We start from the raw sequence: 21,564 nt of genomic DNA on the forward strand, positions 1-21,564 counted from the left end.
ACATGAATATTTCAAAGTTCTTTATTATCCGTCCAGTCGCAACCACGTTGTTGATGTTGGCATTGCTGTTTAGTGGACTATTGGTTTGGCGACTTTTACCCGTATCAGCCCTACCACAGGTCGACTATCCCATTATTCAGGTCTATACCTTTCAGCCTGGGGCAAACCCCGACACGGTACAACGGACTATCACTGCACCGCTTGAACGGGAAATGGGCAAAATTGCGGGCTTAAAACAAATGTCTTCGCAGAGTTCTGTCGGGGCATCTGTCATTACCTTACAGTTTGAGTTAAGTGCTGAACTGGGTGTAGTGGAGCAAGAAGTACAATCTGCACTAAGCACTGCCAGCAGTAAATTGCCAAGTGATTTGCCAACACCACCTGTATATCGAAAGGTCAATCCGGCCGATGTGCCGGTCATTACCTTAGCAATTAGTTCAGAAACTTTACCCCTCACCACGGTTTATGACATGGTGGATACTCGGGTGGCACAAAAGCTATCTCAACTGACCGGTGTGGGTATGGTGAGCCTTGCTGGTGGGCAACGACCAGCAATACGGGTGCAAATGAATCCTGCTGCACTTGCCGCTTATAAAATAAGTGCCGAAGATGTCCGCACGGCAATCAATGCCGCCAATGCCAGTCAACCCAAAGGCAGTTTTGATGGGCCATATCGCAGTACCATGCTGGATGCCAATGATCAAATTCGTTCAATTGGAGACTATGAAAGCCTTATTTTACGCTGGAATAACGGTGCCCCAATTCGATTAAAAGATGTGGCACAGGTGATTGAAGGCAGTGAAGACCGCTATATGGCGGCATGGGCAGACAGCCAAACTGCCATTTTGGTGAATGTACAGCGTCAACCGAATGCCAACGTGATTCAAGTGGCCGATCAGATTAAGCAATTGTTGCCTGAGCTGCAAAAGAACCTGCCCGAAAACGTCAAAATTCGAGTACTGACCGACCGTACAGAGAGTATTCGTAGTTCAATCCACGATGTGCAAAAGGAATTAGTCTTTGCGGTTTGTTTAGTCGTAATGGTAACTTTTCTCTTTTTGAGAAATTTATCTGCCACCATTATTCCGAGTATTGCCGTTCCACTTTCAATCATTGGTACGTTTGTACTGATGTATTTTTTAGGTTTTTCAGTCAATAACCTGACTTTAATGGCGCTGACCATTGCCACAGGCTTTGTGGTGGATGATGCGATTGTGATGTTGGAAAATATTGCACGACATCGTGAAGCTGGTGAGAGCCTCATGCAAGCGGCATTCAAAGGGTCGAAGGAAATTGGTTTTACGCTCATTTCTTTAACCATTTCATTGATCGCAGTTCTCATCCCGCTACTGTTTATGGGTGATGTCGTCGGACGTTTGTTCCATGAGTTTGCAGTGACTTTGGCGGCTGCAATTGCAATTTCTCTAGTGGTCTCTTTAACCTTAACGCCAATGATGTGTGCTTATTTGCTCAAAGGCAAAGCTTCACTAAAAGAAGCAGAGCATCAAACTTCAGCGAATAGATGGAGTCTAGATGGCATTATTCAGCAGTATGGAAAAGCTTTACAATGGGTATTTCGGCATCAAACCCTGACACTGACAGTTATGCTCAGTACAGTGTTATTCGCAGGGTTCTTGTATTGGATGATTCCGAAAGGCTTTTTCCCTGTGCAGGACAGTGGCGTTATCCAAGTAGTGACTGAAGCCCCAGACGATATTTCATTTCAAGCCATGAGTGAGCGCCAGCAAGCACTAGCGGCTAAAATTTTAAAAGATCCCGCTGTTGAAAGCCTGTCTTCATTTATTGGTATTGATGCCAATAACCCGAAACTCAGTAATGGCCGAATTCTTATTAACTTAAAGTCCCATGCAGAACGAGCGGGTGCAGATCAAGTGATGGCACGTCTGCGTGAAGAGTTGGTTCATGTTCAGGGTATTCAAGCTTGGATGCAACCTGTGCAGGAGCTAAGTATTGAAGATAAAATTAGTCGAACTCAATATCAGCTCAGTTTGACAGCAGCAAAAAACACAGATTTAGCGCTATGGACACCTGTCTTGGTAGATGCTTTACGCCAACAACCTGAGTTTGCAGAAGTGAGCAGTGAAAATGCTGGGCAAGGTTTACAGGCGTATATTGATGTCAATCGAGATGCAGCAGCGAGATTCGGCTTAACAGTAGAAGACATTAGTTTGGCTTTGCAAAATCTATTTGCACAGCGACAAATTGCAACTTTATATACCCAGTCGAATCAGTACCGCATTGTGCTCGAGCTGGCGCCAGAATTAACTCAAGGTATACAAGCTTTAGAACAAAGCTATATCCATAATGCCAGCGGAGAGCCGATTTTACTCAGTTCTGTGGCCAGTATTGTGCAAAAACGTGTCCCAATTATTTTACAGCAGCAAGCTCAATTTCCTGCCAACGGTATCTCTTTCAACCTTGCAACAGGCGTCGCTTTGGGAGATGCCATCCAAGCCATTCAACGTGTGGAACAGCAGCTCAATTTACCTGCTGAAGTTAAGCTTCAGCTACAAGGGGCGGCTGCTGCATTTGAAAACTCGCAACAGCATACCTTTTGGTTGGTGATTGCAGCGATTGTGACCATGTATATCGTGCTTGGGATGTTGTATGAGAGCTTTATTCATCCCATCACTATTCTTTCAACCTTACCGTCTGCCGCAATCGGGGCTTTATTGGCGCTGTTTATGGTAGGTCGACCACTCGATATGATTGCTTTAATCGGAATTATTTTATTGATCGGTTTGGTGAAGAAAAACGGCATCATGATGGTGGACTTTGCTTTGGCAGCGCAGCGCCAAGAGGGTCTTTCACCTCAGCAAGCGATTTATCAGGCAGCGTTGATGCGATTCCGCCCCATTTTAATGACGACATTGGCGGCATTGGTCGGTGCAATTCCACTCATGTTGGCATCTGGTTCAGGGGCTGAATTACGCCAGCCTCTGGGGATTGTCATGGTTGGTGGTTTGATTTTAAGTCAGGTGCTGACCTTATTTACCACGCCTGTGGTCTATTTGTTTTTTGACCGTTTACAGCATGCTTTTCAAAAACCAAAGCTGCCTTTAGCTGAATTTGATGAAACAAGGAGCGAGTCTTGAAACTGCTCTCTGCTTTGGTTCATCGTCCTGTTGCCAGTGTGTTATTGGGCATAGCGATTGTATTGCTTGGTGTATTGGCGTATTTCCGCTTACCCGTGGCGTCCTTACCTCAGGCAGATATTCCGACCATTGTGGTGCGGGCCAGTTTACCTGGAGCAAGTCCTGAAAGTATGTCGGCAACCGTTGCAACACCTTTAGAACGGGCCATGATGGGCGTTTCTGGGGTAAAAGCGATTAACTCTTCCAGTAGTCAAAATGCAACGCAAGTCACTTTGCACTTTGACTTAGATACGGACATTAATGAAGCGGCGAGAGAAGTACAGGCTGCGATTAATGCTGCAATGTCGCAACTTCCATCAGGGATGCCCAGCCCACCTGAATATTTCAAGGTTAATCCAAGCCAAAGCCCAATTTTTTATTTGGCATTGAGTTCAGAGCATTTATCTGCGGGTAAATTATATGAAATTGCCAGCAATCAACTCCAGCCCAATCTTGCGCAGATAAGTGGTGTCGGTGAAGTTGAAATTGATGGCGCATCTATGCCAGCGGTGCGGATCACCTTAAATCCGAATGCACTTATTGTACAAGGCGTTTCATTGGAACAAGTCCGTACTGCAATTGAAAAAAGTAATACAGTACAAGCGTTGGGCGTGGTTGAAAGAGATCAACTTCGTTGGCAAGTTGCACTGTCGAATGATTTAAAACAGGCGCAAGATTTTGCCAACTTGGTGATTCATCGTAACGCACAAGCAATCGTACGTTTAAAAGATGTGGCTGAGGTGCAAGATTCTGTTGAAAACCGCTATGTCAGTGGTTTTCATAATGGTAAACCCGCGGTGATTATCAAAATCAGCCGTCAACCCAATGCCAATACTGTTGCGACCATTGATCAAATCAAAGAAAAACTGCCTGAACTAAAATCACTCATACCCGCAGACACACAATTGACTACGGTGATGGATGGTTCTGAAATCATTCGCGCAGGCTTAGCGGAAGCCCGAGATACGCTGTTGTTTTCCATGCTGTTGGTGATTATTGTCGTTGCTTTAATGTTAGGGCGTGTACAAAGCGCCTTTGTACCAAGTATTGCCATGCTGGTGACGTTGGTGGGTGCTTGTAGTTTGGTGTATTTGGCAGGTTTTTCGCTCAATAACCTCTCCATTATGGCGGTGATTGTCGCTATTGGATTGGTGGTGGATGATGCGATTGTAGTGCTGGAAAATATTGAGCGTCATATTGAGCAGGGAGACTCTCCTGTACAGGCCGCCATTAAAGGGATTCAGGAGGTGGGGCTGACTTTAGTGGCCATGAATTTGGCATTGGTGGTGATTTTCATTTCAGTGCTGTTTATGGGCGGTGTGATTGAGCGGCTGTTCCGTGAGTTTTCACTGACCTTAGTTTTTATTGTAGTGTTATCCGTTTTTGTGTCCTTGGTGTTAACACCAAGCTTATCTGCACGTTGTTTAAAACCGTTAGAGAGCGACCAACATCAGCCTTTATATCAATTTAGCCATCGTTGCATGCAGCAGTTCAATCATGCTTATTTAATATCTTTAAAATGGATGCTAGCACATGGCTATGTCGTGATTTTATTTTGGCTAGGTGCGATTGGGGCCTCATTCTATGTCTATCAGCACCTCCCTAAACGAGTATTGCCTGAGCAAGATACAGGACGAGTTGAGGCTTTTATTCGTGGTGATGACGGGTTTTCTTTTCAAATTATGCAACCCAAAATTGCAGCCTTTAGCCAAAGCTTGCTGAGTGATCCTGCTGTAAAAGATGTGGTTGGAACTTCAGGGGGAGCAGGTGGAACCACCAATTCCTTTTTCATGGTGAGTTTAAAACCCAAATCGGAACGTGAGGGGCAAAGCTCACATGCCATTGTCGAGCGTATGAAAAAAAATGCGCCGTGGCAGGCTGGAGCAATTTTCTCAGCACGTGTGGAACAGGAATTAGAACTGGATGATCCTTTTTCAAGTGGCAGTGGGCAAGATTATATGCTGTTACTACAGTCAGACGAGGTTGCACAGCTACGCAAATGGGTGCCGAAAGTTGCACAGGCCATGCAAAAACTGCCTGAACTTGAGGAAGTCGAAACCATGGGGGATGAAGGTGCACAGCATGTCACCCTAGATGTAGACCGTGAAGCAGCACGTCGTTTGGGCGTTGATATTGAAAGCATTTCGAGTGTATTGAATAATTCATTTTCACAGCGCCAGATTTCAACCATTTATGATCAGACCCAACAGTTTCATGTGGTCATGGAAGTAGATAAACACTTCACGGAACATCCTGAATCCTTAGCCAATGTACAGGTTCCCAATAAAGATGGACAGGCTGTGCCACTGCGTAACTTTGCGACATGGTCTTATGGAATTACCAATGATCGGGTGTATCGACGTAATCAATACGCCGCGATGGGTATTGGTTATGTGGTGAAACAGGGCTATAGCTATGAACAGGCTGATGCCGCGATCCGATCTGTCCTCACTGAAGTGATGTTGCCAAACAACGTTTTTATGACCACAGATAAAGATGTCGAGGCAGAAAGTTTACAAGCGGGATTAAGCACCCCCTTACTGATTCTTGCGGTGATTGTGCTGATTTATATCGTGCTTGGGGTGACCTATGAAAGTGTGGTGCATCCATTAACGATTTTATCGACTATACCTGCTGTGGCTTTGGGTGCACTGTTGACCTTATGGATATTTAACTTTGAGTTTACCCTGATTGCATTATTGGGCATGTTTTTACTTATTGGTATCGTGGTGAAAAATGCCATTTTATTGATTGATTTTACTTTATATGAACGGCGTGCAGGAAAGTCAGCATTTCAAGCTGTGTTGTCTGCTGCGGCTCTACGTTTTCGTCCGATTTTAATGACCAATACTGCAGCATTATTAGGTGCGATTCCGCTGGCTTGTAGTTGGGGTGAAGGGGCAGAGTTACGTCAACCTTTGGGTGTGGTCATTGTGGGTGGTTTGGCGCTTGGACAGCTTTTAACTTTGTATACAACGCCTGTTTTGTATTTGCTCTTTGAAAAATGGGCTGAATCTTGTTCAAGATTTAAACGTAAATTTGTGCTGCAAAGCTTAGACAAATAGATAAAGAAATAGGAAAATAGAATGTCAGGTTTGGTTTATAAAAATGTCTTCAGCCTAAGTTGTGTATTGTTGTTGACTGCATGTAGTTCTACGGCGGTCGTACGTCCTCCTGAATATAAAACACCGATGATTCAAGCGGCTGATCAATACAAATATGCGGTGCTTAATTGGACAGAAACCGCAAAGTTAAAAGGTAAGACAGCTGCATGGTGGGACATTTATCAAGACCCTATTTTAAGTCAACTGTTGCAACAGTTAAATGCAGAAAACTTAAATCTAAAACAGGCCGAAGCACGCTATAGACAAGCCAATGCTTTACTTGAGCAGCAAAAAGCCAGTCGTTCTGTCAATCTAAGCTTAGAAGGCGCTGCCAACCGTAATGGTGCAAAGCATGTTTCTCCAAATAGCCAGTTTAGTACAGGGGTTCAGGCCAGTTGGATTCCCGATGTGTGGGGACGTGTAGCAAAAGCGATAGAGGAACAACAGGCAAATTTAGAAGCGGTGCAGGCTGACTTAGCCGCAGTCAAGTTAAATCAGCAGTTATTGGCGACTGAGGCTTATTGGAACATTCGTGTTTTGGATGCGCAGCTTGATGTATTACAGCAGACCCAAAAAAGTTACCTACGTTCGGTGCAAATTTTAAAAAACCAATATACAGCAGGGATGATTGCGCGGGCAGATGTAATACAGGCAGAAACGCAGTTGAAACAAGTGCAAATACAGCAGATCGAAACGCAGCGTGAACGCAATTTACAGGAAAATGTGCTGTCAGTCTTACAGGGTAAAAGTGTGGCTCAGTTTCAATTGGCAAAACGTCAGCAACGTTTGAGTATTCCTGCTGTACCTGCGCAGCTACCCAGTCGTTTACTCATGCAACGTCCCGACGTGATTCGTGCAGAGCGGGAGCTTGCGAGCACACATGCGCAGTTGGGTTTAGCGCAAACGGCTTGGTTACCAGATCTTAGTATTGGTCTTAATGCGAGTTTAAATAGTCAAGTGTTGGGCCAATTGTTCCAAGCCCCTGCATACTTATGGTCTACGGGATTAGAAGCGGCTTCGGTTATTTTTGATGGTGGAAAACGTCAAGCTGAAATTGCTCAAGCGCAGGCAAGCTATGACGAAAAATTAGCAGCCTATAAGCAAGCTGTACTTACGGGCTGGAAGGAAGTCGATGATGCCTTAATGCAGACTTCAAGTTTGAAGCAACAACAATTGGAACAAGCTCAGTTGCTACAACTGAGCAAAGAAAATGAACAAGTGGTGATGCGACGTTATAACGCAGGTTTAGTGAGTTATTTGGAAGTGGTCACGGCGCAGAATTTAAGGCTACAAGCTGAACAGAGCACATTAGAGTTGCAACAAATCCAATTAAAAAATACAGCGCAATTAATCACTGCATTGGGTGGAAATATTTCCTAAACCTTGATTTTTTCACATGTTTATTGACTCAAATGGCAAAGCCTTGCATCTTGGTTTTCAGATGCAACGCTTAAACTATTTATTTGAAAGTAACAGTGAAACAGAAAGTATGTGTAATTGGATACTGATTATAATGAACAGACTGTTTATAAAAAAAGTGCGCCTGACACTGCCCCAAAGAGCATGACCCACAGTGGATGAATTTTTTTAACTAAGCTTAAACCAGTAGCGACGATAACGATTGCGATGAGTAACCAGTTCTGAGCAGATGCAGCGGCAATAATATAGGCACTAACCAAAACCAAACCGACGGTAATGGGTTTCAACGCCTTTTCAAACATGCTACGTAGTGGGTGATCCTTAAACTGATTCCAAAATTTGAGTGCAAATACAGTCAGTACAGAAGAGGGCCCAAACTTCGCCAGTGAAGTCACGAACAGCCCAGCAGGCCCAGCCACATGCCAGCCGACCAAAGGTACAATCATCATATTGGGGCCTGGAGCCGCTTGAGCCATGGCAAACATGGTGCTGAACTCTGTAGCAGTAAGCCAGCGATGCACTTCAACCACCTGATGTTGCATCTCAGGCAAAATGGCATTGCCTCCACCAAAGGCCAATATAGAAAGCTGGGTAAAAACGATGGCTAAGGTGAGTAAAATCATGCGTTTTTTCCTCTTTTTTTCAAGCTTAAGACCGCGACATTGATGCCTACTAAAATCAGTAAAGTCAGTGCCAGTGGAATTTTAATGATCAACATAAAGACGATGGTTAGCGCGATAGTAAAGATTGTGAGGTAGCTTTTCAGAATCGGTTTCAACATTTTTAAACCCATGGCAAACAGTAAACCTGCTGCCGCTGCTGCCAGCCCCTGAATCATGTGCTGAATCACGGGGATACTTTGAAATTGTGCATAGAGTTCATACAGCAAAATCACAATCACCGTCGGTGCAAAAATTAATCCGAGAACGGCACTAATCGCACCTTTAACTCCCTGAAATTCATAGCCAATCGCAACAGCCATATTGATGATGTTTCCACCAGGGAGGATTTGACAGACACCCAATAAGTGTGTGAACTCTTCCGTGTTGAGCCATTTTTGGTCTTCTACAACCATTTGGTGTGCAAGTGGCAATACACCACCAAAGCCCATGAGTCCCAGCTTCATAAAGCCTGCAAATAGTTCCCGAGAAGTCGGGTGGGTTATTTGTTCAGCAGGGAGCACTTCAGTGTTCATGTCTTTCACCTTTTGTTGAATGAGCTCAGTATGAACCTGTAGAGATATGTTGAAAAATGCTATTTTTGACGTTATATATACTGAAAAAGTATGTTTGATGGGGCAGACATGATTGATATCCATAAACTCAGAGCATTTGTTGCAGTGGTAGAAGAAAGTAATATTTCGCATGCCGCTGTTCGTTTGAATATGCAACAACCACCGTTGACACGGATTATCAAAAGCTTGGAAGAAGAACTGAATGCGCAGCTATTAAAGCGTTTGCCGCGTGGTGTTGAGGTCACAGAAGCAGGTAAGGTTTTGTACAAAGAAGCCCTTGCGATATTAGCGCATGCACAGTTAATTCCCAAACGTGTGCAGGATATTTCTTTGGGGGTCGAAGGTCAGATTAATATTGGCTTTACCAACTCGGTTGGCTTACATCCATTTTTACCAGCGTTGCTGCGTAACTTTCGGGAAACTTTTCCACGTGTTTCAATTCATTTGGAAGAAGATGGCAGTAGCTCGCTGATTGATTCCATTAGCAATGAAAAAAATGACATTGTGTTCTTACGAAAACCTGCACCTATTGGCCTCGGTTTAACCAGTTTGCATGTACTGGATGAGCCGCTCATTGTGGCTCTACCCAACAATCATCCTTTGGCTGAGCAAGCCGAACCGATTCATTTGCTAGATCTTGAACCGCATGATTTTGTGCTATACCGACGTTTAGCTGGGCAAGATCTATTCGATAATATTTTGGCCAGTTGTTATCAAGCAGGTTTTAGTCCAAAAATCGTACAAGAAGCGCCACGTTTAACTTCAAGTTTAAATTTGATTGCTGCCGGAATTGGCTTATCCATCGTGCCTGAAGCCATCCGTGACTTTTGGAATAAGCAGATTGTTTATAAAGCGCTCAAGGCCAATAATCCGTGTATTGCACCGATTTATGCAGTGTATAAAGAAAATATAGATCACATCCGTTTGCAGCACATTTTAAAATTATTACAATAATCTGTTGTATATCTAGCACTTTATTCTGCCTGACAAGCGCTGACTTAAAGTGCTAAGGTAGAGTATTGATGTGATGTATCCAAGTTTTATAGATATAAGGAATGCTCGTACAGAGTAAAAATATAATATTTAGTGATATGAGGTGTTTAGCCCATGTTTTTTAATAAAGTTTCCTTTGCACTTACAACTGTGCTTTCTTCCTCTGTGTTGTTGACAAGCGGTTGTACATCCAGTCCGTCTAGCACGGTTTCAAATACACAACAACAAATGAAAAATGCCTTGTTGGTCTATGGTGGCCCCATTTTAACCATGCAAAGCATGCAGCCCAGCTATGTCGATGCCATGTTAATTCAAGATGGAAAGATCCGTTATACAGGTGCATTGTCTGAGGCTGAAAAGCTTGCGCCACAGGCGAAACGTCTGAATTTGAATCACAAGACAGTCATCCCAGGCATTATTGATGCCCATAGCCATTTAAACTCTGTCGGTATGCAGCAAACCGTGGCTAATTTATATCCGCCACCAGATGGCAAGGTGGTGAGTATTGCCACATTGGTTCAAGAAATGAAGGCGTGGGCAAAGCAAAATCCACAGTTTATAAAAGCCACTTCTGGTTGGATGATTGGCAATGGTTATGATGACGCCCAGCTACAAGAGAAAGTTCATCCAACAGCCTCGGACTTAGATCAGATTTCAACGACTCAACCCGTGCTGATTTTGCATCAATCAGGACATTTGGCTTCTGCAAATCACAAGGCACTCGAATTGTTAGGCATTAATGAAAAAAGTAGCAATCCTAGTGGTGGGGTGATTCGACGCGTGGTCGGGACAAATATTCCAAATGGTGTACTGGAAGAAAGTGTCGTGATTGAGGCAATGATGCAAGCTTTTAAAACCGTACCACCTGAAATCATGCAACAGATGGCATTGACTGCAGTACAGACCTATATGGCAAATGGCTATACCACGGTACAAGAGGGACGAGCTGATCGTGGCACTTCAGAGCTTTGGCGTAGTTTGGCCAATCAAAACAAATTAGCGATTGATGTTGTCTCTTATCCCGATATTAGTTCTGAACAGGCATATATGCTTGAAAAAGGGGTAAGTAAAAACTATGTCAATCACTTTAGAATTGGTGGCGTGAAAATTAGCTTAGATGGTTCACCCCAAGGTAAAACAGCATGGTTAACCGAACCTTATGTGGTTCCACCCGAAGGGAAAGATAAAAACTATCGTGGTTATCCTGCATTTCCAGAACAAAAAACAGTTCAGCAAATGATTGATTTGGCTTTCGAGAAACAATGGCCTATTTTGGCACATGCCAATGGTGATGCCGCGATTGATCAATACCTCAATGTGATTGCTAATGCGCAAAAGAAGTATGATGCTTCAAAGCGACGTGATGTGATTATTCATGCGCAAACCATGCGTGAAGATCAACTGGATCGGGCGAAACAGCTTCACCTAATTCCCTCATTTTTTTCTTTGCATACCTACTACTGGGGGGATTGGCATGTGGCACAAACATTAGGTGAAAAGCGTGCTGAACATATTTCACCGACAGGTTCAGCTTTAAGAAAAGGCATGATTTTCACAGAGCATCATGATGCTCCTGTCATCCCACCGAAAAGCATGATAGTACTGGATGCAACGGTTAATCGCACTACGCGAACAGGCAAAGTTTTGGGTGAGGCGCAGAAAGTCAGCCCGTATATCGGACTTAAAACGATGACAGACTGGGCTGCATATCAGTATTTTGAAGAAGATATTAAAGGCACTTTAAGTACAGGGAAATACGGTGACTTTGTTATTTTAAGCGCCAATCCAATCACTATTGAACCGTCTAAAATCAAAGACATCAAAGTCCTTGCAACTTATAAGCAAGGACAGTTGGTTTATCAACGATAAAGTTGTTTAGCGGCGGCTAAACCTGCGACTGAAAAGGTCATGAGATGTTTGACCAAAAGCGCAGGTTCAACTTTCGAAACATTTTTAAGTGGCCCAGGTAAGTTTGAATCAGCGATAATCAGCATCATGCACGGTGCAACTGTGCTCAAAACGCAGGCTAATAATGCAGGGTGGTTTTCATCAATACCTGAGACTTGGCTAATGATCTTTTTGATTAATAGAAATTTTCTTGCGCCCTCAGTTTGCATAAAATCGTATAAATGTGTGGTGGGCGAAAAAAGTTCCCGAATAAATACTTTGCTGTGCCACACATCCGTTTCAACCAATTTGCTGATCAGGGTTTCAAAAAAAACTTCTAGTTTTTCAGTTGGGGTGCGGGAGCTGTTTAATAAAGCCAACAGCTTTTCTTCATCAATATAATGCGTATGTGCTTCGGCTAATACGGCACGATATAGACCATCACGACCGTCGAAGTGATAGTTAATGGCAGCCAAATCGACTTCGGCAAGCTTCGCAATCGCTTTGCTGGTGGTTTTTGCAAAACCATTCTGAGCAATTAAACGACCTGCTGCATCCAAAATTTTCGACTTGGTTAAGTCACCATCGCTACGTCCAGCTCTAGACATTGTTTACTCTGCGTAAAAAATTATGAGAGGAGTATATCTTTTTTTACTTAATTATTGTAGTTTAAATTTAATTTAAATTTAAACTTGTATTAAAAATAAGCAAAGGTCTGGTGTGCATGAAAAAGAGTCACGTCGCGGTGCTGATTGGATTGGTCTTGCTTGGATCGGCAGTCGCATATTGGTGGTTGAATCGAGATAAGGACGATGCGCAGCACATCGTGTTGTATGGCAATGTTGATATTCGACAAGTCTCTCTTGCTTTTGAAACCGCAGGGCGTATTAAAAATATGACTGTTCAGGAAGGCGATCGTGTCAAAAAAGGCCAAGTGCTAGCGCATTTAAATACAGAATCTTTAAGTATCCAAGCCCAACAAGCGGATGCGCAATTGCAGGTTCAACAGCAAACTTTAAATGAGCAAGCCGCGGGCAATCGACCTGAAGAGATTGCCCAAGCAAAGGCACAAGTTGGATCAGCTAAAGCACAACTCGAAAATGCCGATAAACAATATCAACGTCTAGCGGTGTTAAACAATAGTTCGCTAGGCCAAGCGGTGAGTAAGCAAGAAGTTGATACAGCTAAAAGCACTATGAAAACAGCCGAAGCAGCTTTGCGTGAAAGTGAAGCCAATTTGCAGTTGCTGTTAAAAGGGGTGCGCAAAGAAGATCGCGAAGCGGCAAAAGCACAATATGATTCGACTAAAGCGAGTTTGGATTTGATCAAATATCAAATTGCACAAAGTGAATTACGCTCACCTGTGGATGGTGTTGTACGGGCACGCTTACAAGAGGTGGGCGATATGACGACATCTAGCAAATCGGTTTATACCATTGCTTTAACTGATCCAAAATGGGTACGCGTCTATGCCAGTGAGACAGAGCTTGGACAAATCAAAATGGGTTCAACGGCCACCATTTTGCGTGATTCACAACCAGATCAGCCAATCACTGGAAAAATTGGTTATATCTCCTCTGTTGCTGAATTTACCCCGAAAACCGTTCAGACCGAGGACATTCGTACCACGTTGGTCTATGAAGTTCGTATTTATGTCAATGATCCGAATGACCAGTTGAAAATGGGACAACCTGTGACGGTCAATATTGATAAATCTTCCAAAGCAAAAACAAGCGAGTAAGTCGATGTCTTCAGATTGCGTGATGATCGCTCAGGATTTAAAGCAAGTTTTCAAAGCTGAGCAAAAAGGCGCTGAAGATGTGTATGCGCTGCAAGGACTGAATATGCAAATCAAGGCAGGACAATTGGCTGCTTTGGTTGGGCCTGATGGCGCGGGGAAAACCACATTGCTGAGATTGATTGCAGGTTTGTATGAGCCTACTGCTGGAAGCTTGGAAGTTCTTGGGATTGATGTGGCCAAAGACCCTCAGTCTGTACAAGATCGTATCAGCTATATGCCTCAGAAATTTGGTTTATATGAAGATTTAAGCATTCAAGAAAATTTAGATTTATATGCCGACCTACATGGTGTACCTGCGGATGTACGTAAAGAACGCTTTGATCGCTTGCTTAAAATTACCGATTTAGCACGATTTTCAGAGCGACCTGCGGGGAAGTTATCTGGAGGGATGAAGCAAAAGTTGGGCTTGGCTTGTACTTTAGTTCGTTCACCAGAGTTATTACTGCTCGATGAACCCAGTGTTGGGGTTGACCCGCTATCACGCCGTGATTTGTGGATCATCATTGAACAGTTAGTGAAAGATGAGAACTTGAGTGTCATTATCAGCACAGCGTATATGGATGAAGCGGAACGTTGTCATGATGTGTATGTCATGTTGGAGGGGCAAGTCCTCAAACAGGGTTCACCTGAAGCACTGACAGACTATGCCAAAGGTCAAACATGGCAAGTGAAACCGAGTCAAGGGATGAAGGCGAGGGTGTTACAAGCACATCTATTGGATAATCACAAATACATTGCAGATGCAGTGCCTAAAGGCGATGTGGTACGTTTTATTACCCGAACTGAACATCCGATTCTTCCGCCTGATCAACTGCCACAAGGTGTTGTTGCAGAAGCGAGAGCAGCAGAACTTGAAGATGCATTTATGTTGCTTTTGCATGAAGCAAAGCATGTAGAAAAAAACACCGTAGACTCAGGTGTGGCTGAGAATAACGATCTGGCGATAACAGGATTAAACACAGATCAAAGCTATGCCCAAAGCAATGAGCAGAGCATTAATGCAAACATCGTTCAGACCAAGCCGATCAATGCTGAAAAAGTCCCGAATACGAAAGTGCGTTTAGACAGCAACGCAGATTTAGATAGTAAAGCAGAAGCACCTGTCATTGTGGTTCAGGGTCTCGTGCGTACATTTGGTGATTTTACCGCCGTGGCCAGTACCTCGTTTGATGTATCACGTGGGGAAATTTTCGGATTGCTTGGGCCAAATGGTGCCGGCAAAACCACGACGTTTCGTATGCTGTGTGGTCTGCTTCCTGCCAGTAGTGGTGTACTCGAAGTAGCGGGGATGAATCTGCGTACAGCACGTGCACAAGCGAGAGCCAAAATTGGTTATGTATCTCAGAAATTCGCCCTATATGGCAACTTAAGTGTTTTGGATAACTTAAAGTTTTTTGGCGGTGCGTATGGATTATCAGGCAAACATCTAAAGCAACAAATTGATCAGGCATTACATCAGTTTGAACTCAAGCCACATGCTAAAAGTGGTGATTTACCCAATGGCTTTAAGCAGCGTTTGTCGATGGCCGCAGCACTGTTACATCAGCCTGAAATTGTGTTTTTAGATGAACCGACCAGTGGTATCGACCCGTTGGCGCGACGTGCGTTCTGGTACACCATTGGTGAGCTCGCCAATCAAGGCATTACTATTATTATCACCACACATTTTATGGAAGAAGCAGAATATTGCGATCGTATCGCGATTCAGGATGCAGGGAAAATGTTGGCACTTGGTACACCCAAAGACATCCGAAGTATGGTGCATGGTGAAGGTGTCAATGATATGAACAGTGCTTTTATTGCGATTGTGGAGCAATCTCGTGCGAGTCAGCAAGTAAAAGAGGCGAGCGTATGAGACGAGATCAAATGAGGAGAGCTGTATGAGTCATCGCTCAGCATTTTGGACAAGGCTCATTGCACTGACACGCAAGGAGACGAAGCAGTTATTGCGTGATAAAAGTAGCATGGCGATCGGTTTTATTTTACCCATTATTTTGATATTGCTTTTTGGATACGGCCTGTCTTTTGACTTGACCAATGGTCGTGTCGGTGTGGTCGATCAAAATCCGACACCACAAAGTAGCCAAGTCCTCAGTGGTTTAAACGGCTCGAAATATATCACGGTGATCCATTATCCAAGTTTTGCACAAGCGCAAGCGGCAATGGGGGATGATGATATTGATGCCATTCTCAATGTGCCCAGTGATTTTGCAGCGCAATATGCCAATGGTTCTGCCACGGTGCAGATTATCAATAATGGTCGTTCCACCAGTATAGCGTCTTCACTACAGGGCTATATAGCCAGTGCCTTAAATACGGTGAGTTCAATACAAGCTGACCGTACCAACAGTAGTTCAACTACAGGTGTAATCAGTGTAGATCAGCGTATGTGGTTCAATGAGTCGGGCAATAGTACCTGGTTTTTAGTGCCTGGTTTGATTGTGTTGATTTTGACTTTGGTCGGTGCATTTTTAACGGGGTTACTGATTGCACGTGAGCGAGAACGTGGCACTTTAGAAGCAATGTTTGTAACACCCATTCGCCCTTTGGAAATTGTTTTATCCAAGTTAGCACCTTATATCGTGATTGGTATGGTCGATATTGTGGTCTGTCTGTTGGCGGCACATTACTTATTTGAAGTTCCTATTCGCGCATCACTTTTATCGGTGATCAGTGCATCATTTTTATATTTAATGGTGTCTTTATTACTAGGGTTAATGATTTCAGGGGTATCGCAAAGTCAGTTCCAAGCCAGTCAAATGGCACTTTTAGCGAGTTTCATGCCTGCCATGATGCTGTCAGGTTTTGTGTTTGATACACGAAATCTGCCTTTAGTGGTGCAGATCATTAGCAATGTATTGCCTGCAACACATTATATGACATTGGTCAAAACCTTATTTTTAGGTGGAGATGACTGGTCTTTATGGCTCAAAGAATGTGGCATTTTGTTGATTTATATTGTCGTGCTCACTGTGATTACAGCGCGTACATTGAAAAAGCGTCTGAGGTAAGAACATCATGCAACAATTCATGGCGACATTTCAGCGCTGGTTTCATTATCTTGTGGTGCTAACCAAAAAAGAATTTTTGACTATTTTGGTTGATCCTGTCAATCGGATAACATTGATTATTCCTATATTTCTGCAAGCTCTGCTCTTTGGTTATGCTGCCAGTTATGATGTCAATCATGTAGATTATGCTGTGCTGGACCAAAGTCATAGTCAGGCTTCGCAGCAAATACTATCGCATTTGGATGGTTCGGGTGTATTTAAACGCACAGCAGATTTGCAGAATACGGCCCAGATTCAACAGGTCATTAATGACCGTTCAGCACTTGCAGTGATTACGATTCCCACAGATTTTGAGGATAAGCTCAATAATAATGAATCTTCGGCAATCCAAGTGGTCTTGGATGGTAGGAACTCGTCTACGGCAGGCATGGCGGGCTCTTATATCAGCAGTATAGTGACCCAGGTCAATCAAGAGCGGTTGGGTTCAACGTCTGCAGTTACCGTTCAGTCACGCACATGGTATAACCCAAATTTAGAGTCCAGATGGGGCATGATGCCATCTTTGATTGCAACATTAAGTATGATGCAGACGCTTTTACTTTCTGCTTTATCTGTGGCGCGGGAGCGGGAGCAGGGAACGTTTGATCAGCTCTTGGTGACGCCTTACACACCGACGCAGATTATGATTGGTAAGGCAATTCCACCCATACTGATTGGTGTGATTCAGTCTTCGATTATTTTAGCGATCATCCTGTTTTGGTTTCAGATCCCGATGAATGGCTCATTGTTGCTGATTTATTTTGGATTGTTTGCTTTTAATATTGCAGTCGTTGGTGTTGGGTTGTCTATTTCGGCGATTGCGCTGAATATGCAACAAGCCATGCTGTATACTTTTTTTCTGATTATGCCTTTGACGCTTTTATCAGGTCTATTAACGCCAGTTCAAAATATGCCAAATGTGTTGAATTGGCTGACTTATGCCAATCCGCTTCGTTTCGGTATTGACTTGGTACAACGGGTATATTTAGAAGGTGCAGGCTTTAGTCAGGTGAAATGGGACTTTTTGCCGATGCTGATTTTGGCGTTGATCACCTTGCCTTTGGCTGCATGGTTATTTAAAAATCGTTTGTCATAGCGGAAATATGGGTGATACATATTTTATGTGATACGAGGAAGTTCATGTGTTTGTCGTTAAATAACGCATTCAATGTTGCCTAAGCATCAAAAAAAACGATTTTTGCATTGTATTTCTAGCTTAAGCTTTTTATTATTGCCCGCTTGTTTTCGCGATCAGCTTGGAATGGAACCTTGAGTAATTTTCTAACCGAACACCTGATTCATCGAGATGAAGACTTCATGGTCATCCATAAGCCTGCAGGTATACTCACCGTTCCGGGGAAGACAGAAGACTTACAAGATTGCATGATCAATCGTTTAGTCAGACTTGAACCTAAAACTCTACTGATCCACCGTCTTGATCGTGATACTTCTGGTATCTTGGTTTTTGCTCTCAGTCGTTGGGGACAAAAATCCATTTCTCGTCAGTTTCAAGAACGTCAAACCGATAAAACCTATCAAGCGATTGTGGCTGGTTATTTAGAGGGTCAGGGTATTGTTGATGTACCTGTTATTTATGATCCTGCACGTCCACCGTTACATATTGCAGAGCCCAGCCATAACAAGCCTGCTGTGACGGAGTGGAAGGCCTTAGAGCATTTTGAAATACAGGGCCAGTCCGTGACCCGCGTAGCACTCACCCCAATTACAGGACGCTCACATCAACTTCGTGTACACATGCAGTTTTTAGGTCATCCTATCGTTGGAGATACGCTTTATGCTTCTCCTGAGCAGCAAGTAATCATGCCAAGATTGTGTTTACATGCAGAGCGTCTGAGCTTTCACCATCCTCAAACGGATGAACGTGTCGAATTTATTTGTCCAGTACCGTTTTAAGTCATTGGAATCATCAAATTTGCTCACTTTTTTAGTGAGCTTTATGTCAAAATATATTGCTTAAAGGTGTATAATTTTGCTCAAATATCAAACAGTGTTTGAGCATTAAATTTGCAGTCCTATACTTGTAGATAAAGGTGGAAAAATTGCAGCAGTTTGCTATTGGTCAACGTTGGTTATCAGATACTGAAACGGAACTAGGTCTAGGAGTTCTTATTGATGTAGATGAGCGATCTGTCAGCATCTTATTCCCTAAAAGTGATGAAACGCGTGTTTATGCACGAAATAATGCACCTTTATCCCGTATCATCTTCAACGTGAACGATGAGCTGCAAGATCAAGAAGGGACGAAGTGGATCGTTGAGTCTCAAGAAGACCGTCACGGCGTTGTGCGTTATAACGTTGTACGTCGTTTAGAAGATGGCACAGAAGAGCGTAAATCACTGAATGAAACTCGCATTGGCGCTCAAATTCAGTTGTCTAAACCGCTTGATCGCTTATTGGCAAGTCAAATTGACTATAAAGAATGGTACGACTTACGTATTGAAGCGATGTTGATGCAAGCCAATATGAAGTCGAGTCCTTTACGTGGCATGGTTGGTTCACGTGTCGGCCTGATTCCACACCAGTTATATATTGCACACGAAGTGGGTCAGCGTTTTGCTCCCCGTGTTCTTTTAGCCGATGAAGTCGGCTTAGGGAAAACCATTGAAGCTGGGTTGATCATCCATCAACAGCTTAAAACGGGCCGTTCAGAACGCATCCTAATTTTGGTACCCGATTCACTGCAGTATCAATGGATGATTGAAATGCGCCGCCGTTTCAATTTGAACTTCTCGTTATTTGATTTAACCCGTACGGCTTCAATCAAAGAGCATGACCCTGATCTCAATCCATTTTTAACAGAACAATGCATCATTGCCTCAATTGATTTAATGATTGACCATGATGACTTACGTGAACAAGCCCTAGAAGCTGGTTTTGATCTGTTGGTGGTCGATGAGGCACATCACTTGATGTGGAATGAGGAAGACGGTGGCAATGACCGTTATGACTTGATCGAAGAGTTAGCAGAAAAAACACCGGGTGTTTTGCTGTTAACTGCAACCCCAGAACAGCTAGGTGTAGAAAGCCATTTTGCGCGTTTACGTTTACTTGACCCACAGCGTTTTAGCTCTTTAGATCGGTTCTTGGATGAAGAAACCCAGTATCAGCAAACTGCAAAAATTGCTGAAGTGCTCATGTCAGATATGCCACTTGAAGAAGGGCATTTGACAGCGCTTGAAGGTTTGTTGGGGCACCGCATTGAAGATGCACCTGAACAACGCTTCCGTGCCATTCATGAGCTTTTAGACCGTCATGGTACAGGGCGTATTTTGTTCCGCAACACCCGTGAAGCTATTCAAGGCTTCCCAGGTCGTGACTGTCAGCCTGCACCTTTGCCTGCCCCAGAAAACTGGTCTAAAGACGGTAAATTACGTGAACAAATGTGGCCAGAAGAAGCACAACTTGACGGTGCTTGGATGGAAGCTGACCCACGTGTCATGTGGCTCATGGAAAAACTACGTACAGACTTAAAACACAAAAAAGTGTTGCTGATTGCACGTAGTGGTCCAGTGGTTGAAGCACTTGAAAATGTACTCCGCTTACATGCAGGTATTCGTACCGCGATGTTCCATGAAGGCATGAGTTTACTTGAGCGTGACCAAGCCTCGGCTTACTTTGCCGAAGAGTCTTATGGTGCACAAATTTTACTGTGCTCTGAAATTGGTTCTGAAGGTCGTAACTTCCAGTTTGCATCAGATCTGATTTTATTTGATTTGCCTGCAAACCCAGATGTACTTGAACAACGTATTGGTCGTTTGGATCGTATTGGTCAAGAAAACCGGATTCAAATTCATGTGCCATATCTAATTGGCACAGCGCAAGAACGCATGTTCCGTTGGTATAACGAAGCATTAAATATTTTTAGTAATATCTCTCCAACTGCGCAAACTTTACAAGAAAACTTTATTGTTGAATTGAAAGATTGCTTACTGGCAGATAAAGGTCAGCAGTTTGATGACTTACTCGAAGCGGTCAGCGTACAACGCGAAGCATTAGAGGCTGAGTTACAATCAGGTCGTGACCGTTTGCTTGAATACAACTCATGCCGTCCAATTGTGGCGCAAGAAATCGTGCAAGCGCTTGAAGAATATGATGACAATACCACTTTGCCAATGTTTATGAAGCGCTTTATGGCGTCGACAAATATTGATTTTGACGAGCAAAGCAATGGTACTGTGATCATTAAACCAACCGATCAAATGCAAGTTCAAGGTTTAACCTTGGACGAAGAAGGTATGACAGCGACTTTCTATCGTGATCAGGCTCAGGTACGTGAAGATGCTCAGTATTTAACCCTTGAGCATCCATTTACTGAAAGTGTGATGGAAATGATCAACACTCAAGGTTTTGGTAGTACTAACGTTGCAGTGTTGAAGTCAGCTGCTTTACCGCAAGGTTCGGTGCTGTTAGAAGTTTGGTTTAAGGTCGATGTGGTGGCACCGAAAGCATTGAATTTACCTTCAAGCTTACCGCAACAATTGGTTCGCGTCTTGCTGAGTGAAAAAGGTCAAGACCTGTCGCAGAAAATTGCGCCTGAAATTTTAAAACCGTATTTGCATCATTTGGATGGCAATAGCTGTCGCCAAGTGGTGAAAGCACGCCGTGAAGTGATTGAACAGCGTTATGTGCAAGCATTAGAGCTTGCACGTTCGGCTTTACCGAATTTTGTGCAACAAGCGAAAGAAGTCTACGGTAGTAAGTGGCAATACGAAATTGACCGTCTGACTTACTTAAAGCAGTTTAATCCGAGTATTCGTGAAGATGAGATTTTGCGTCTACAAAAACTGCAAAAAGAAGGTCTTGGTTTACTCGATGGTCTATCGGTCACACCAGAAGCCATTCAAGTGATGGTTGTGGTTAAACCATAATCGCAATTGCTGTATGAAAAGCACCTTCGGGT

Annotated in this window: 14 protein-coding genes; 11 read left to right on the forward strand and 3 right to left on the reverse strand. The window is 43.5% G+C overall.

All coding sequences use genetic code 11. The annotated features are described in order from the left end of the window. Window positions 1–2 precede the first annotated feature (2 nt). Genes DPG01_RS13510 through DPG01_RS13520 form a run of 3 tightly spaced genes read left to right on the forward strand, consistent with a single transcriptional unit; the run spans window position 3 to window position 7,639 of the window. Entirely contained in the window at window positions 3–3,116 is a 3,114-nt protein-coding gene (locus DPG01_RS13510) for a multidrug efflux RND transporter permease subunit (RefSeq protein ID WP_110975443.1), read from the forward strand. Continuing rightward, window positions 3,113–6,220 carry an efflux RND transporter permease subunit gene (locus DPG01_RS13515; RefSeq protein WP_110975444.1) on the forward strand — a complete coding sequence of 1,036 codons (3,108 nt, stop codon included), beginning with the start codon at window positions 3,113–3,115 and terminating at the stop codon, window positions 6,218–6,220. The genes DPG01_RS13510 and DPG01_RS13515 overlap by 4 nt, the downstream gene beginning before the upstream one ends. 21 nt (window positions 6,221–6,241) lie before the next feature. Continuing rightward, complete coding sequence (locus DPG01_RS13520; RefSeq protein ID WP_110975445.1) at window positions 6,242–7,639, forward strand: efflux transporter outer membrane subunit; 1,398 nt, start codon at window positions 6,242–6,244, stop codon at window positions 7,637–7,639. A gap of 146 nt (window positions 7,640–7,785) precedes the next feature. Here the strand turns inward: DPG01_RS13520 and DPG01_RS13525 are convergent, their stop codons facing one another. After that, the gene (locus DPG01_RS13525; protein ID WP_110975446.1) at window positions 7,786–8,301 is read right to left on the reverse strand and encodes a chromate transporter; all 516 of its coding nucleotides are present in this window, start codon (window positions 8,299–8,301) and stop codon (window positions 7,786–7,788) included. Next, a complete protein-coding gene (locus tag DPG01_RS13530; protein ID WP_086209370.1) occupies window positions 8,298–8,873 on the reverse strand; it encodes a chromate transporter in 576 nt (191 codons plus the stop codon). The genes DPG01_RS13525 and DPG01_RS13530 overlap by 4 nt, the downstream gene beginning before the upstream one ends. Window positions 8,874–8,981: 108 nt before the next feature. On the opposite strand from DPG01_RS13530, the gene DPG01_RS13535 reads away from it, so the two are divergent. Together DPG01_RS13535 and DPG01_RS13540 are read left to right on the forward strand one after the other, a co-directional pair. Continuing rightward, window positions 8,982–9,866 (forward strand): LysR family transcriptional regulator, encoded by an 885-nt coding sequence (locus DPG01_RS13535; protein ID WP_086209596.1) that lies wholly within the window; start codon window positions 8,982–8,984, stop codon window positions 9,864–9,866. A 153-nt stretch (window positions 9,867–10,019) separates the two neighbouring features. Beyond that, window positions 10,020–11,774, forward strand: coding sequence for an amidohydrolase (locus tag DPG01_RS13540; RefSeq protein WP_110975447.1), 1,755 nt, complete (start codon window positions 10,020–10,022; stop codon window positions 11,772–11,774). Here the strand turns inward: DPG01_RS13540 and DPG01_RS13545 are convergent. Further along, window positions 11,765–12,400: a TetR/AcrR family transcriptional regulator gene (locus DPG01_RS13545; protein ID WP_086209368.1), complete on the reverse strand. Its 636-nt coding sequence runs from the start codon at window positions 12,398–12,400 to the stop codon at window positions 11,765–11,767. The genes DPG01_RS13540 and DPG01_RS13545 overlap by 10 nt on opposite strands. 116 nt (window positions 12,401–12,516) lie before the next feature. Between DPG01_RS13545 and DPG01_RS13550 the strand changes: the two genes are divergently transcribed. From DPG01_RS13550 to rapA, 6 genes are all read left to right on the forward strand, one after another. After that, entirely contained in the window at window positions 12,517–13,533 is a 1,017-nt protein-coding gene (locus DPG01_RS13550) for an HlyD family efflux transporter periplasmic adaptor subunit (RefSeq protein WP_110975448.1), read from the forward strand. 4 nt (window positions 13,534–13,537) lie between these two features. Next, window positions 13,538–15,448, forward strand: a complete 1,911-nt coding sequence (locus DPG01_RS13555) for an ATP-binding cassette domain-containing protein (protein WP_110975449.1) — start codon at window positions 13,538–13,540, stop codon at window positions 15,446–15,448. Between the two features lie 25 nt (window positions 15,449–15,473). Continuing rightward, a complete protein-coding gene (locus DPG01_RS13560; protein ID WP_110975450.1) occupies window positions 15,474–16,604 on the forward strand; it encodes an ABC transporter permease in 1,131 nt (376 codons plus the stop codon). Between the two features lie 19 nt (window positions 16,605–16,623). After that, window positions 16,624–17,739 carry an ABC transporter permease gene (locus DPG01_RS13565; protein WP_110975453.1) on the forward strand — a complete coding sequence of 372 codons (1,116 nt, stop codon included), beginning with the start codon at window positions 16,624–16,626 and terminating at the stop codon, window positions 17,737–17,739. A 131-nt stretch (window positions 17,740–17,870) separates the two neighbouring features. Then, window positions 17,871–18,557, forward strand: a complete 687-nt coding sequence (locus tag DPG01_RS13570; protein WP_228157006.1) for an RluA family pseudouridine synthase — start codon at window positions 17,871–17,873, stop codon at window positions 18,555–18,557. Window positions 18,558–18,694: 137 nt separating this feature from the next. Then, window positions 18,695–21,532: an RNA polymerase-associated protein RapA gene (gene rapA / locus DPG01_RS13575; protein ID WP_086209363.1), complete on the forward strand. Its 2,838-nt coding sequence runs from the start codon at window positions 18,695–18,697 to the stop codon at window positions 21,530–21,532. Window positions 21,533–21,564 lie beyond the last annotated feature (32 nt).

It is taken from the genome of Acinetobacter sp. WCHAc060042 (assembly GCF_003231195.1).
Taxonomy (GTDB): domain Bacteria; phylum Pseudomonadota; class Gammaproteobacteria; order Pseudomonadales; family Moraxellaceae; genus Acinetobacter.

Bases quoted from the DNA above. Each gene is read 5' to 3' on its own strand.
- DPG01_RS13510 (WP_110975443.1), top strand. From the start codon at position 3: ATGAATATTTCAAAGTTCTTTATTATCCGTCCAGTCGCAACCACGTTG.
- DPG01_RS13520 (WP_110975445.1), top strand. From the start codon at position 6,242: ATGTCAGGTTTGGTTTATAAAAATGTCTTCAGCCTAAGTTGTGTATTG.
- DPG01_RS13525 (WP_110975446.1), bottom strand. From the start codon at position 8,301: ATGATTTTACTCACCTTAGCCATCGTTTTTACCCAGCTTTCTATATTG.
- DPG01_RS13530 (WP_086209370.1), bottom strand. From the start codon at position 8,873: ATGAACACTGAAGTGCTCCCTGCTGAACAAATAACCCACCCGACTTCT.
- DPG01_RS13535 (WP_086209596.1), top strand. From the start codon at position 8,982: ATGATTGATATCCATAAACTCAGAGCATTTGTTGCAGTGGTAGAAGAA.
- DPG01_RS13540 (WP_110975447.1), top strand. From the start codon at position 10,020: ATGTTTTTTAATAAAGTTTCCTTTGCACTTACAACTGTGCTTTCTTCC.
- DPG01_RS13545 (WP_086209368.1), bottom strand. From the start codon at position 12,400: ATGTCTAGAGCTGGACGTAGCGATGGTGACTTAACCAAGTCGAAAATT.
- DPG01_RS13550 (WP_110975448.1), top strand. From the start codon at position 12,517: ATGAAAAAGAGTCACGTCGCGGTGCTGATTGGATTGGTCTTGCTTGGA.
- DPG01_RS13555 (WP_110975449.1), top strand. From the start codon at position 13,538: ATGTCTTCAGATTGCGTGATGATCGCTCAGGATTTAAAGCAAGTTTTC.
- DPG01_RS13560 (WP_110975450.1), top strand. From the start codon at position 15,474: ATGAGTCATCGCTCAGCATTTTGGACAAGGCTCATTGCACTGACACGC.
- DPG01_RS13565 (WP_110975453.1), top strand. From the start codon at position 16,624: ATGGCGACATTTCAGCGCTGGTTTCATTATCTTGTGGTGCTAACCAAA.